This is a genomic window from Listeria booriae (genome assembly GCF_000766865.1).
Classification (GTDB): domain Bacteria; phylum Bacillota; class Bacilli; order Lactobacillales; family Listeriaceae; genus Listeria_A; species Listeria_A booriae.
Map to the genome: position 1 here is coordinate 21,651 of NZ_JNFA01000025.1, position 13,011 is coordinate 34,661.

At 41.8% G+C, this 13,011-nt stretch carries 14 protein-coding genes and 1 pseudogene; 8 read left to right on the forward strand and 7 right to left on the reverse strand.

Going from position 1 to position 13,011, the window contains the following annotated elements; all coding sequences use genetic code 11:
* The first annotated feature begins 23 nt into the window (after positions 1 to 23).
* The 4 genes from pdxK to EP57_RS11345 all read left to right on the forward strand — a co-directional run bounded on the left by pdxK (position 24) and on the right by EP57_RS11345 (position 3,667).
* Positions 24 to 839 carry a pyridoxine/pyridoxal/pyridoxamine kinase gene (gene pdxK / locus EP57_RS11330; RefSeq protein WP_036086858.1) on the forward strand — a complete coding sequence of 272 codons (816 nt, stop codon included), beginning with the start codon at positions 24 to 26 and terminating at the stop codon, positions 837 to 839.
* Positions 840 to 962: 123 nt separating this feature from the next.
* A complete protein-coding gene (locus EP57_RS11335; RefSeq protein ID WP_036086860.1) occupies positions 963 to 1,526 on the forward strand; it encodes a DUF420 domain-containing protein in 564 nt (187 codons plus the stop codon).
* Between the two features lie 98 nt (positions 1,527 to 1,624).
* A complete protein-coding gene (locus EP57_RS11340; RefSeq protein WP_036086861.1) occupies positions 1,625 to 2,563 on the forward strand; it encodes an LCP family protein in 939 nt (312 codons plus the stop codon).
* A 99-nt stretch (positions 2,564 to 2,662) separates the two neighbouring features.
* Positions 2,663 to 3,667, forward strand: coding sequence for an LLM class flavin-dependent oxidoreductase (locus tag EP57_RS11345; RefSeq protein ID WP_036086864.1), 1,005 nt, complete (start codon positions 2,663 to 2,665; stop codon positions 3,665 to 3,667).
* A gap of 23 nt (positions 3,668 to 3,690) precedes the next feature.
* Here the strand turns inward: EP57_RS11345 and EP57_RS11350 are convergent, their stop codons facing one another.
* Together EP57_RS11350 and EP57_RS11355 are read right to left on the reverse strand one after the other, a co-directional pair.
* Complete coding sequence (locus tag EP57_RS11350) at positions 3,691 to 4,398, reverse strand: metallophosphoesterase (protein ID WP_036086866.1); 708 nt, start codon at positions 4,396 to 4,398, stop codon at positions 3,691 to 3,693.
* An 84-nt stretch (positions 4,399 to 4,482) separates the two neighbouring features.
* On the reverse strand, positions 4,483 to 4,674 hold the full coding sequence (locus EP57_RS11355; RefSeq protein WP_036086869.1) for an Lmo0654 family protein: 192 nt from the start codon (positions 4,672 to 4,674) through the stop codon (positions 4,483 to 4,485).
* A 163-nt stretch (positions 4,675 to 4,837) separates the two neighbouring features.
* Here EP57_RS11355 and EP57_RS11360 point away from each other — a divergent pair, with 163 nt between their 5' ends.
* Positions 4,838 to 5,881, forward strand: coding sequence for a DUF975 family protein (locus EP57_RS11360; RefSeq protein ID WP_036086870.1), 1,044 nt, complete (start codon positions 4,838 to 4,840; stop codon positions 5,879 to 5,881).
* Positions 5,868 to 6,401 carry a GNAT family N-acetyltransferase gene (locus EP57_RS11365; protein WP_036086871.1) on the forward strand — a complete coding sequence of 178 codons (534 nt, stop codon included), beginning with the start codon at positions 5,868 to 5,870 and terminating at the stop codon, positions 6,399 to 6,401. The genes EP57_RS11360 and EP57_RS11365 overlap by 14 nt, the downstream gene beginning before the upstream one ends.
* Positions 6,402 to 6,421: 20 nt before the next feature.
* Here EP57_RS11365 and EP57_RS11370 read toward each other — a convergent pair whose 3' ends face one another.
* The 3 genes from EP57_RS11370 to EP57_RS11380 form a co-directional block, all read right to left on the reverse strand.
* On the reverse strand, positions 6,422 to 7,078 hold the full coding sequence (locus EP57_RS11370) for a GntR family transcriptional regulator (RefSeq protein WP_036086872.1): 657 nt from the start codon (positions 7,076 to 7,078) through the stop codon (positions 6,422 to 6,424).
* Between the two features lie 75 nt (positions 7,079 to 7,153).
* A complete protein-coding gene (locus EP57_RS16545) occupies positions 7,154 to 7,795 on the reverse strand; it encodes a GntR family transcriptional regulator (RefSeq protein ID WP_052167652.1) in 642 nt (213 codons plus the stop codon).
* Between the two features lie 25 nt (positions 7,796 to 7,820).
* Entirely contained in the window at positions 7,821 to 8,774 is a 954-nt protein-coding gene (locus tag EP57_RS11380; RefSeq protein WP_036086874.1) for a magnesium transporter CorA family protein, read from the reverse strand.
* Positions 8,775 to 8,880: 106 nt separating this feature from the next.
* Between EP57_RS11380 and EP57_RS11385 the strand changes: the two genes are divergently transcribed.
* Positions 8,881 to 9,159 carry a hypothetical protein gene (locus tag EP57_RS11385; RefSeq protein ID WP_375379811.1) on the forward strand — a complete coding sequence of 93 codons (279 nt, stop codon included), beginning with the start codon at positions 8,881 to 8,883 and terminating at the stop codon, positions 9,157 to 9,159.
* Between the two features lie 121 nt (positions 9,160 to 9,280).
* Here the strand turns inward: EP57_RS11385 and EP57_RS11390 are convergent, their stop codons facing one another.
* Positions 9,281 to 10,108 carry a VOC family protein gene (locus EP57_RS11390; RefSeq protein ID WP_036086876.1) on the reverse strand — a complete coding sequence of 276 codons (828 nt, stop codon included), beginning with the start codon at positions 10,106 to 10,108 and terminating at the stop codon, positions 9,281 to 9,283.
* Positions 10,109 to 10,197: 89 nt separating this feature from the next.
* Positions 10,198 to 10,344 (reverse strand): annotated as a pseudogene (locus EP57_RS11395) (helix-turn-helix domain-containing protein); the annotation flags it as partial.
* A gap of 320 nt (positions 10,345 to 10,664) precedes the next feature.
* Here EP57_RS11395 and helD point away from each other — a divergent pair.
* On the forward strand, positions 10,665 to 12,974 hold the full coding sequence (gene helD / locus EP57_RS11400) for an RNA polymerase recycling motor HelD (RefSeq protein ID WP_036087233.1): 2,310 nt from the start codon (positions 10,665 to 10,667) through the stop codon (positions 12,972 to 12,974).
* The last annotated feature ends 37 nt before the right edge of the window (positions 12,975 to 13,011 follow it).

The window sequence follows — 13,011 nt, forward strand, 5'->3', positions numbered from 1 at the left end:
TTTTATAATTGGAGGTAATGGACATGACAATCAAAAAAACATTAACTATCGCAGGTTCTGATTCGAGCGGTGGTGCAGGGATTCAAGCGGATTTAAAAACTTTCGAAGAGTACGGCACATTCGGCTTCTCGGCACTGACAACAATCGTAACGATGGATCCAGACAACAACTGGAGCCACGGCGTTACGCCACTTGATGCGGACCTACTTCGTGCACAATTGAAAACCGTCCTTTCTGGTGGCCCAGTTGACGCAATGAAAACAGGTATGCTCGGTTCTGTCGAAATCATTGAAGCAACACGCGATGCCATCGACAAATACGATTTAAAAAATGTCGTGATTGATCCCGTTATGGTTTGTAAAGGCGAAGACGAACTTATCCAACCGGAAAACGCGGACGCCATTCGTGAACTATTATTACCTCGCGCTTTAATCACAACACCGAACCTTTTCGAAGCCGGCCAACTTTCTGGTCTAGGCAAATTGTCCACATTAGACGATATGAAAGAAGCCGCTAAGAAAATTATCGATTTAGGCGTGAAATACGTTGTTATCAAAGGCGGAAAAGCACTAAAAAGCGATAAAGCCATTGATTTAATGTATGACGGCACGACTTTCACTGTTCTAGAAACGCCAAAAATCGACACAAACTACAATCACGGCGCTGGTTGTACGTTCGCCGCAGCAATCACAGCTGGTCTTGCAAAAGGCTTAACTGTCGAAGAAGCTGTGCATAAAGCGAAAGATTTCGTCACAGCAGCAATCAAAGGCGGTTTTGCGCTAAACCAATTTATCGGCCCGGTATGGCATGGCGCTTACAACAATGCTGAAAACAGATAAATCTTGCCTTACTATTTTGAACCTTGTTTGGATTTTTCCAGCAAGGTTTTTTCTTTTAGCACCATTTCACAAACAATACATGATATAATAGTGGGGAAACTTATTTTAGGGGGATTTAAACTAATGACACAAAAAAAAGATGCGATGAGTAAACCGACATCTGAAAAAAATTATTTCTGGCCCATTATGATTTTGTCGTTTGTAGCGGTAGTCGTGATTTTACTACTGTTCTTCTCGCCAATCGGCTACCAAGGAAAAGTGGATTATGATTTGACGATTTTTCCGCGTTTAAATGCGATTTTTAACAGCTTCACATTTGTCTTTTTATTGATTGCTTTGTGGGCTATTATTGTGAAAAAGAATATAAAGATGCACCGTGGTTTTATTTTAGCAGCGTTCACATCGACATTGTTTTTCTTAGTTAGTTATTTGACGTTCCATTATATGTCTGCTGAAACGTCTACATTTGGCGGCGAAGGTATTGTTCGTCCGATTTATTTCTTTATTTTAATTACGCATAGTTTTCTTGCTGCGGTCGTTGTGCCACTGGCGTTATTTGCGCTCGTGTGGGGCTGGACAAATCAAATTGGCAAACATAAAAAGATTGTTCGCTGGACAATGCCGATTTGGTTGTATGTAAGTTTGACTGGTGTGCTTGTTTATTTATTCATGGCGCCTTATTATTGATTTTGTAACATTCGCGTAACAAAGATTCGCTATACTATTGGAAGACTAGGGAAAATCGTTTTGCTGTTGGCTTCAATTTAACAAATGAGGTGAAAGATATGGCTACTCGCCAAGAACGTAATACCCCAACAAAGAAGAAGAAACTGAGAAAAGGCAGAACTATTTTTACTATTATTTTAGTTCTAATTGTAGCTATTGCAGGATTGGGTTTCTATCAATATAAATCGAGCTTAAGTGCCGCCCAAAATGATAATCAGATGAAAGATTTCGAATTTAATGGAGAAAAGCCCGAAGATGTGAATGATCTCAATGTTCTTTTAATTGGTAGTGATTCACGTGGTAAAGACCAAGGTCGTTCGGATTCCTTGCTTATTGCCCACTATGATACGAAATCGAAGAAGCCGAAATTGGTCTCGATTATGCGAGATACATATGTCGACATTCCAGGACATGGCTTAAATAAAATCAACGCGGCCTATTCTTTCGGTGGCCCTGAACTTGTTCGTCAAACGATTAAAGAAAACTTCGGCGTCAACTTGGAGTACTACGTCGTTGCGAACTTCGAAGGCTTCCCGAAAATCGTAGACACGCTAGCTCCAGATGGTATTGAAATCGATGCCGAAAAAGATATGTCCAAAAACATCGAAGCAAACATTAAAGCTGGTAAGCAAAAAATGGACGGTGCGACATTGCTACAATATGCTCGTTTCCGCCACGATGCTGAAAGTGATTTCGGACGTGTTCGGAGACAACAACAAGTGCTAACCGCTTTGAAAGATCAGGCGCAAAGCATTGGTACGATTACGAAATTACCAAGCCTAGTCGGAACGATGCAAGGTTACACAAACACGAATGTGACAACTGGCATGATGCTCTCGATTGGGAAGGATTTTGTTTTAGGGAAAGCGGATGATATTGAAGATTTCCGTCTACCAGTGGATGGCACGTATAAAGGCGCACGAACTTCTCATGGTGCGGTGCTAGACATTGATGTCGCCGCAAATGCGAAGGCGTTGCAGGACTTTTTGAAAGATTAAAGATGTAGGAACTATCTGTCATTTGATGGATAGTTTCTTTTTTTGGACGCATTGGCTTTCGCTTGATATACTATTAGTCAAAGAAGGGCAGTGATGATAATGTCAAAAAATAAATTTGGGCAAGTTCCCCTATCGATTCTTGATTTAGCGACGATTCGTGAGGCTTATAATGAGGCAGATGCCTTTGTAAATAGCAAAAATTTGATTCAGTTCGCTGAGCAACATAAGTTCCACCGCTATTGGGTGGCGGAGCATCATGGGATTGCTGGTGTGGCGAGTTCTGCGACGGCGGTTTTGATTGGGTATTTGGCTGGGCATACGAAGTCGATTCGGGTTGGGTCTGGCGGAATCATGTTGCCGAATCATGCGCCGCTTATTATTGCGGAACAATTCGGGACGCTTGCTACAATGTATCCGGACCGCATTGATCTTGGGCTTGGACGCGCACCAGGAACAGATTTCAAAACGGCACGGGCATTACGCCGGGATGTGCACGGAGCTGTGGAGGAATTTCCGAACGCGGTGTTGGAACTGCAGGACTATTTCTCAGATTACGGGCATGACGGGATTGTTGCGATTCCTGGTCGTGGTTTAGGCGTGCCGCTTTATTTATTAGGTTCCAGTACGTACAGCGCCAAATTAGCCGCCAAACTGGGTTTACCATTTGCTTTTGCGAGCCATTTTGCACCGGATGAACTTGGCAATGCTTTGGAATTATATCGAAGCCGTTTTGAGCCTTCCGATGTTCTAGCAGAGCCATACGCGATGGTGACCGTCAATACAATCATCGCGGACACCGATGAAGAAGCGAACTATTTGGCGACGTCTGGTTACTTATCTTTCCTTCAATTGACACGCGGCGCCCCAACACCACTTCCAAAACCGATCGACAACATCGACCAAGTTTGGACAGACTACGAAGAACGCGCCTTAAAACATCAACTAAAATACGCTTTTATCGGCACACAACAAAAAGTAACCACTGATTTGCAAAATTTCATGGACATCTACGAACCAGACGAACTCATCGTCGCATCCAATATTTACGACCCAGTCCTAAAACAAAAAAATTACCAGTTGCTCGCCGAGTCATGGTTTGCGTAAAAAAAGCTTAGATGCGCACGCATCTAAGCTTTTTTCGTATATGTTTGCTCTATCCCATTTGAGCCAATAACAACACCATGCAACGCTCCACCAAAAACCGCCCCGCCGTCAATATCAATAATCGAGCGGTCCGCATTGTACCAAATCGCTGGTGACCCGTCAGGATTTAGCGCTTCTGTCGGAGTATGGCCAACAACGAACGTTTTCCCCGTCTTGTTTGTCCCCTCCTGAAACGGCTCGCGAATCCAAACCATATCATGTTTTGAAGTCTCCTTCCAATCAGCTAGCGTCAAGTCCACGCCTGCATGCACAAATACAAAGTCGCCCCATTCATAATAATACGGTCGTTCGCGAATAAACGCGAGTTCAGCGGCAGCCTCCTCTTCCACACAGCGCGCTAGCTCCCCCGGTGTCATTTTGGCATCGTGTTTATGTTTTAGCAAGCTCTCGATTGTTTCCATCCCGCCTTGGCTAATGTAGTACATCATCTTCTCGTTTGGTTCCGCTAGCCAATCCAGCAACATGTTCTCATGATTTCCCCGCAAGAAAATCGCGTCATGCTCACGAGTAAGACGCATCGCCTTGCGAACCACCGCGCCTGGATCTGGCCCGCGGTCTATCAAGTCGCCTACCGATAATAAACGCTCCTTCTCTGGTTGCCAATGTGTTAATAGTGATTCAAATAAAGCCAATTCTCCGTGAATATCTCCAACTGCAAATATTTTATCCATCTCACTTCACCTCGATATGTAATACCCCCAAAAAGCACCTGTACAAATGTTTCAGATGCTTCCAAAGGCTGACCTACGATTAGATCATTTCAGTTTGTTTAACTTCTTCTCAACCGAACGAATTTCTTTTTCTAAAGCGTTCATGCGTAGTTCTGTAGCAGAAATAGTTCCATTTACTAAGTTCGTATCATTAAATTGATCCGTTTCCCCTAAAAGTTCTTGGTGTTCGCGGCGTAATTCGATAAGTAATTCTTCTAATTCTTGTCTCTCAGCCATTGTTTTCACCTCCAGCATTTTCGAGTATTTCACCTTTAGCCTATTCCCCATTACTTGAAAAGTCAATCATTTTGATAAAATTATGTATTAAAGCTATCAATCGTGCGCAGATTATGGTATTTTTAAGGTATATTGGTTTTATTAACGAAGGGAGTTAATGTTTATGATGAGTATTTCAGAAATTAGAAAGATGACCAAACAGTCCTTAAAAGGTAACTGGGGTCTAGCGATTGGTGGTATAGTGCTGGCTTATGTCATCTTGATGGCTGTGTCAATGATTACATTTATACCAGTCCTTGGAGCGATTGCATATTATGTTTTTGCGGGTCCATTTATGATTGGTGTAACATGGTTTTTCCTAGCACTGACACGTCAGGAAAAGCCTGAGATTGGCTATTTATTTAGTGGATTTAAAACTTTTGGCCGGAATTTACTTGCCGCTGTTTTAGTTTTTGTTTTCACTTTCTTATGGAGTTTATTATTGCTTGTTCCTGGTATTATAAAATCATTTTCTTATTCGCAAACATTTATGATTTTACGTGATGATCCGAATATTTCGCCACTTGACGCGATTACGGAAAGTCGCCATCGCATGAACGGACATAAAGGACGCTTGTTTGGTCTGATTTTGTCTTACATTTGGGTATTTTTCATTCCTGCGATTGTAATGTTTGTTTTTGGGATTATCGCGATGGTTTCAACCGCTATATTCCAAGAAGGATTTGATAGTTATGCGTATGATAGCTCGTATGGTTCTAGCGATTTCGCCCCTGTCTTCCTAATCGTATTCCTCTTAGTATACTTGGTCATGGGTGCCATTATGCTCGGTTTGGCGATTTGGATTTATCCACAAGTACTCGTGGCTTCTGCTGTATTTTATGATGATTTATACGCAAGCACCGGTACGTTTAGCGACGACATGGATGTTACTTCTTATCAACCAGAAGATGACACAACATTCGGCGCAATTCCACCAGTGGAAACGCCTGCGGAGCCAGAAGAAGCACCGCACTTCGAAAATAAAACGTGGGGCTCTGAATCGATGGTAGAACCTGAGCCACCGACTACCGTAGAAACGCCAGAAGTGGCACCTACAGAACCACCTGTAGAAGAAGAACCTACCGATGACACGATAAGTGAAGCCGTTCGTCCGTCTCAACCTGAAGAAACAACAACTGAGCCAAAAAACGACGATGAGCAAAAATAAAATCGTGCTTTCTGATACCACATTGACAATGCGAGAGGCTTCCGTTTCTGACGGAGGCTCTTTGCAGCAGTTAATGATTGATACGGCGACTTGGTTAAAAGAAAGCGGCTCTACACAATGGGGCGATATTTTAGAAGGCAAAGATGTTCATCAGCTTCGCGACCGCATTCGAGACGGTGAAGTATTTGTGCTTTGTGACGCGGATGAACAACTAGCCGCAGCCTTCATTTTACGAAAAACAGCAAGTGAGTGGGACGCGGGACTTTGGCGTAATCAGAAACAAGTTCCGGCACGTTATTTGCATCGTTTAATGATTGCTCGAAAATACGCTGGTCAAAATTTAAGCCTGACATTGCTAGATTGGGCGAGCGGAGAATCACAGCGCACCGGTTATGACTTTTTACGTTTGGACTGCATCGCTAGTAATCAGAAGCTCAATACGCTTTATCAATCAGCTGGCTTCACAAAATGCGAAACGGTTGATGGCTTTTGCATCTATGAAAAAAGAACCAAGGAATAGTTTCCTCGGTTCTTTTTTTGTTAACGAAACGCGCTTAAAGCAAATTCTCCGAACATATCTCGGATGCGTTCGTTCGCTAAATCATAGTCTTTTTGCTCGAAGGCATCGGCGATTTTGGTGAACTTCTTGACTGTTTGGTCGCGACGATCCTCTGAGCCTTGTTTTACAACGGTTTCCATTGAGAAATTATTGATGGTAAAGAAAACACGTTTCACATTCTCATAATAAAATGGATTTGGATCATGTTTTAAGATTCGGAAGAAAAATTGGTGCTGATTGAAAATGTAGTCCTCCATGTTTTGCAAATAAGAGGAACGGTCCATCGATGAAATGTAGTTACGAAGCGCGTCTATGTCTACATCCACCTGATTCTTCTTCATTTTTTGAATTGTTGCATCAATAAATACTTCAATTACTTCTAAAAGTTGCGCATATTTCGCGGCATCAATCATGGAATCACGAACAACTACACCGCTGTACGTACGATAGTCGAGAATTCCTTCTGAAACTAGCGCTGTAATTGCCTTACGAATTGGTGATCTACTCACGTTTAACTCTTTGGATAGCCGTTCTTCTGTTAAGTGTTCATTCGGTTTCAATTCACCGGTTTTTATTTTCTCAATAATACTAAAATACACCATTCTGTCTAGCGTCTTATATTCTCGTTTACTTTTCACTGGACTCGACACTCCTATCTTAATTACGAACATTGTAGCACAAAAAAAGGAATTTACAAAGTCAAAACATAACCGTTATCGGAACGTTTTGATAATAAAGTAGTTCACGGATTCCCGCACGAGCGTAGCGGCTTTCTCGAATTCTCTATTTTCTAGCGCATTTATGATGTTGACATGTTGCTCGATTAAATAGGCACCATTATGATATGGTATTAACGCAATTTCTTTCGGCGCTTTCGTCAAAAAATCAATGCCAATTCGGCGAACCGCGCTTTGCGCATACGTGTTACCCATATACTTCATGAAATTAAAAATCGACTCCCAACTCGCCTCTAAAAAACCATTCACATCTTTTCTTTCCAAACAACGCTCCATCGTATGTAGATAGGCATCCGTTCCCTGCTTTTCAAAAAAGATTCCTTTGTTCTCAATCTTTTCCATCGTTTTTGTTGTCAATATTTCCAACATTTCGAGCATCTCGATAAAGTGGCTCACCGTCACTTTACTTTCAGAAACAAAAGCGCCGCGATTACTTTCAATCGTTAAAAAACCTTCCGTTTCCAGCATGACCAACGCACGGCGCACCGGTGTCCTGCTAATCCCTAACTCTTTAGCGATCATATTTTCAGGCACGCGATCCCCGACACGCAAATGCCCATTTAAAATTTTTGCTTTCATTGCTTCATACGCTTTTTTCTCATAGTTTTGTTTATCCATGGCACTCGTTCCCCTCGAAGTCTTTTTAAAAGTATTTCTTCCGCCAAAAAACAATCGTCGTTACAATCGTGATAATTAGCGTTCCAATCATAATCAGACCGAATGCGTGCTCCTGATTCGAAAATGGCAATTTCACATTCATCCCGTAAATGCTCGCGACAATGGTTGGCAAGGACAAAATAATCGTAAATGACGTCAAAAATTTCATAACGCGGTTCAAATTATTCGCAATCACCGACGAAAACGTATCCGACATGCCGCCAACGATTTGCGTGTATGTATCGGTCATCGCGATTGCTTGCTTATTCTCGATAATCACATCTTGCAATAACTCCATATTATCCGTCCGTCTCGTATAATGTTCTGCAGTCGCCATCTTATCCAAAATCGCTTTATTCGACTGCAATGCCGTGGCAAAAAACACTAAACTGCGCTGAATTGCCATAAAGGCGTATAATTCTTCATTTTTCATCGACGCGCGAATATTTTTCTCCAAAAAATGCATATGGTCAATCAAATGGTTCAAATACTTCAAGAAATAATAAGATACCGCGTACAAAATTTGCAAAACAAACGCGATATGGTTTCCCGTATCATACTGCTCCATTCGCCGATCCATAATATCTTCTAGCACGGGCAACTGTTTGAGCGCTATCGTCAAAACGGCTTCTTGGGTCGTAATAATCCCAATCGGAATCGTCCGGAACTCCAAAAATCCCATCTCATCTTTCGCTTCCAAAGGACAATCAATAATAACTAACGAATGTTTAAAATTCTCTTCCACATGCTTTAGCTCAATTCGCGACCGTTCCTCTTTATCTAACGGATCTAAAATATGATCTTTCGGCACATCGAATTTCTTAGATAGAAAATCAATTTCTTCCGGACTTGGCGCAATAACGTTCACCCAACAGCCCTTTTCAAAACTGTCGATATGCCCCATTTCCCCGTTTTCCTTGGTTTTATAGTATTCAATCATGCTTTTTCCTCCCCAAAACAACTGGCGCTAAGTTTACAATACATTTCATTTGTGTTACAATAACAATTAATAATAACAAATTTGTAATAATAGTGAGGTGGACACGGTGACAGATATGAACTTAATGATGATAGGCTTTTGCTTTGCGATTTTCTTTTTTGCCCTGTCTTTTATTATTAGTAAAATGGGGAAATTGCCTATTTACTGGATATCACTATGTGCGAATACTGGCTTTTTTCTTGCCTTTTTACTTGTTGGACGGGCTTTCCCGGAAGACTCTCAAATAGCACTTTTTTATTTAAATCTTGGTATCCTGACCTTTGTACTTATTCAAGCTGCTCTTGGTTTGGCGCATTGGCTCCTAAAGAAAACAGCAACCCGGTAAAACGCTCCCTAATGCCATTATAGCAAAATTCGGTCTATAAAAGAAACAGAACGCAAAATAAGCTGAGTATACGCGAACTCTTTTGGAGAATTGGCGTACGCTCAGCTTTTATTTGTATCATTTAGTTCGTTATTTGTACGGCAATACCGTTCGGATCAGTGAGCAGGATAGCCCCGTTTTGCTGTTCGAAAGGGATTGCTTTTTCTTGTAAATGTTGGGTAACTCCGGCTAAATCAGCGGTGATGAGTGTGTAATACGCCAAACCTGTTTCGTTTGCCTCAAGCGGTGATAAGTTGCGGCCAGCCCAGACATTCGAACCGATATGATGATGATAATCGCCACTCGCGAAAAAGAGCGCAGATGGAATTTCCGTCTTAATCGCAAAACCTAGGAGATGATGATAAAATTCACGCGTTGCTTCTAAATCGGTAATTTGTAAATGGATATGTCCGACAGTCGTTCCCGCAGGCGCACTACTCCAGTCCAATTCCGCGCCAGCCATAAGCAGACCGTCACCGTCAACCGGATTTGTTGCCATTGGCAGATCACCGTTTTCATCGCGTTCCCATTCATTCATTGGGCGATCCGCGTACACTTCAATGCCATTTCCTTCTGGATCACGGAAGTACAATGCCTCACTAAAAATATGGTCCCCCGCCCCATCTAACGGATATTCACTTTCCAATAAATGTTGCAAAAAGCTTCCTAACTCGGCTCTTGTTGGTAATAGAAAAGCCGTGTGATACAGCCCTGTCTTCGCTTGTTTCGGAATGACTCCATCTGCCACTTCTAGTAACTCCAACAATGCAGTATCGCCAACGCCCAATATTGTTTTGGCGCTTTCTTGAGCTAGTATTTGCAAACCAATAATTTCATGATAAAAAGCAGCTAACTTCTTATGGTTCTTTGTTTTCAAAACGACCTTCCCGACCGTCATATCGTTTATCATTCCAATCACTCCTTTGTTGTAACTATATACATTACAACATACCCGTAAATAAAAGTCTACCAAAACAGCTTACATTTAGTAAGTGATTATTATTTCCCTCGATATTCCTTCAACTTCCTGTATAAAATCGAGCGGTGAATGCCGAGTTGTTCAGCGGATTTCGTAATATTCCCGTTGTTTCTTTCAATCGTTTTGCAAATGCAGTGTATCTCTACTTCGGCTAGATAAGTTTTTAAATCCTGAAAATGGTCGATATGCGTATCATAAAACAAATCGAGCGAGCGAGAAGATTCATTGATTTCCACTTTTTCCAAATGTATCATCCCTTTCGTTTGCTCATTCATGAACATATTATAACACATTTGTGTAAGAAGAAAAAATCATCGTTTTCCCGATTTATTTCAGCCATGACAAAAAGCCCTTCTCTAAAAAAGAAAGACTCCCTCTATATTTATTATAACATATAAAAAAATATAATATCAGTCTCCCATTTCATAAAAATTTCGCCTATAATAGGGAATACTCTCTAAGTACAGGAGAATATTTCTTGAATGGAGTGGATCGTTTGAACAAAAATCAAAAAGTTGAAGAAGCCCGAATGCATCACGTACATGAGGTTATTGAACAAAAAACGGCGCAACTAAAACAGAAACAAGGAAACCTAGCCACTGATGTCATCGATTTACGCAAAAACTTTTGGGATGAAATTAAGGTCAATTTGGAAACGTTTGACGATCGTTTGGAAACGGCACTCAGCATTAAGCAGCAAGCGGAATTTCTGGCGGAGCGGGAACTCACGCATCATCACCGGGATAAAGCTTTGCAAATACTGCGTAAACTGAAGGACTCGCCTTATTTTGCGCGGGTTGATTTTACGCCGGATGATACGAATGAGACGACGCCGATTTATATTGGTATCGCGGGATTATCGAATGAAACGGAAGATGATTATTTAATTTATGACTGGCGCGCTCCGATTTCTAGCATGTATTATGATTTTTCACCCGGTCCTGCGGAATATGCGTCTATGGAAAAGATCATATCTGGCACAATGGATTTAAAACGACAATTTATCATTCGTCACGGCGAACTGCAGTCCATGTTTGATACGAATGTCGCGATTGGCGATGAGTTGCTGAAAGAAGTACTCGGAAACAACGCCAGCGATAAAATGAAAAACATCGTCGCCACCATTCAAAAAGAACAAAATCAAATTATTCGTAACATCAAAAACAACTATTTAATCGTTCAAGGTGTGGCGGGAAGCGGGAAAACTTCTGTTGCCTTACAACGCGCGGCTTATTTGCTGTATCATTATAAAGAAAAATTGAACAATGACAACATGTTGCTCTTTTCGCCAAATCCGCTGTTTAGTAGTTATATTGCTTCGGTACTGCCTGATTTAGGGGAAACGAGTATTCAGCAGCTCACTTTCCAAGCATATGTGGAAAAACGTCTCGGCAAGCATTTAACTATTGAATCGCCTTTTTCGCAGATGGAATATTTGTTAACAACGGAAAATGCGGCGCGCAAAGCTGGTATTCGGTTTAAGGCGAGTCTTGCTTTTAAAGAGTATATCGATCAGTATGCCGAACAGCTTTCGACGGGTGGACTTGTATTTAAGAACATTGCTTTGCGCGGCAACATTATCATTAGTAAAGAAGCTATTGGCGCTTATTTTTATTCGTTGGATCACACGATTTCTATTCCGAATCGCATGAGTATGACAAAAGATTGGTTGCTTGAGGAACTCGCTTTTTTAGAGAAGGAAGAGCGGGATAAAGATTGGGTGAAGGATGAGGCCGAACTGCTCGAAATCGAGGATTACACCGAAGTGTACCATGATTTGCAGGATAACGCGGAGGACGACACATTCGATGATTTTGATAAAGAACTGAAAATCCTCACCGCCAAAATTGCTAGAAAGTACTTTCGCAAAATACGAGCAGCCGTTAGCAAACTCAAATTTTTGCATATTACTGCGTTGTATAAGAAATTATTTGATGTGCAGGCAGATGGCGCGTCCTTGCCGGAAAATTGGGATGCGGTTTGTGTCTATACATTGGAATCGTTGCGGCAGAAGGAATTATTGTATGAAGATACATCGCCATACATGTATTTAGAGGATAAATTAACACGACTAAAGACGAATACGCAAATTAAGCATTTGTTTATCGATGAGGCGCAGGACTATTCTCCGTTTCAGTTTTTCGTGTTGCAGCAATTGTTTCCGTCAGCGCGGATGACGATTTTAGGTGATATTCATCAGGCGATTTATATGCATACGCTAAATAGCGCAACGCTTTTTTCTGGGGAGGAAGTGCAGACGGATAACACCGAAAAAATCGAGTTACACAAAAGTTACCGTTCGACGAGGCAAATAGTTGATTTTACGCGGCATCTTTTGGTTGCGGATTTGGCGATTGAACCGTTTGAGCGAGACGGGGAGAAGCCGAGTTTTGTTTTATGTATGAATGAGCAGGAACGGGATGCGAAGTTGCGTCATACGCTGTCTGGGCTTGTTGGCAAGGAGTATGGGACTATTGCGGTGATTTGTAAAACGGCGGCAGAAAGCGCGGCGATGTATGAGCTGTTGTCTCCTGCTTTTGATGTGCAGTTGGCGACGGAGCATTCTTATTCGTATGATAGTGGGATTATTGTGTTGCCTGCTTATTTAGCGAAGGGAATTGAGTTTGACGCGGTGATTATTCCTGATGCTTCTGCGCACAATTATGAGAAGTCTTTTGAGCAAAATCTATTCTACACGGCTTGCACGCGGGCGATGCATGAACTTGTTTTGTTTGCTGTTGGTGGTAAGACGCCGTTTATGAATCGTGTTCCGGCGGATTTTTATACTTTAGCTTGAGATTTTAGGGCTGAGATAGCGCTAAGTCCCACACAAA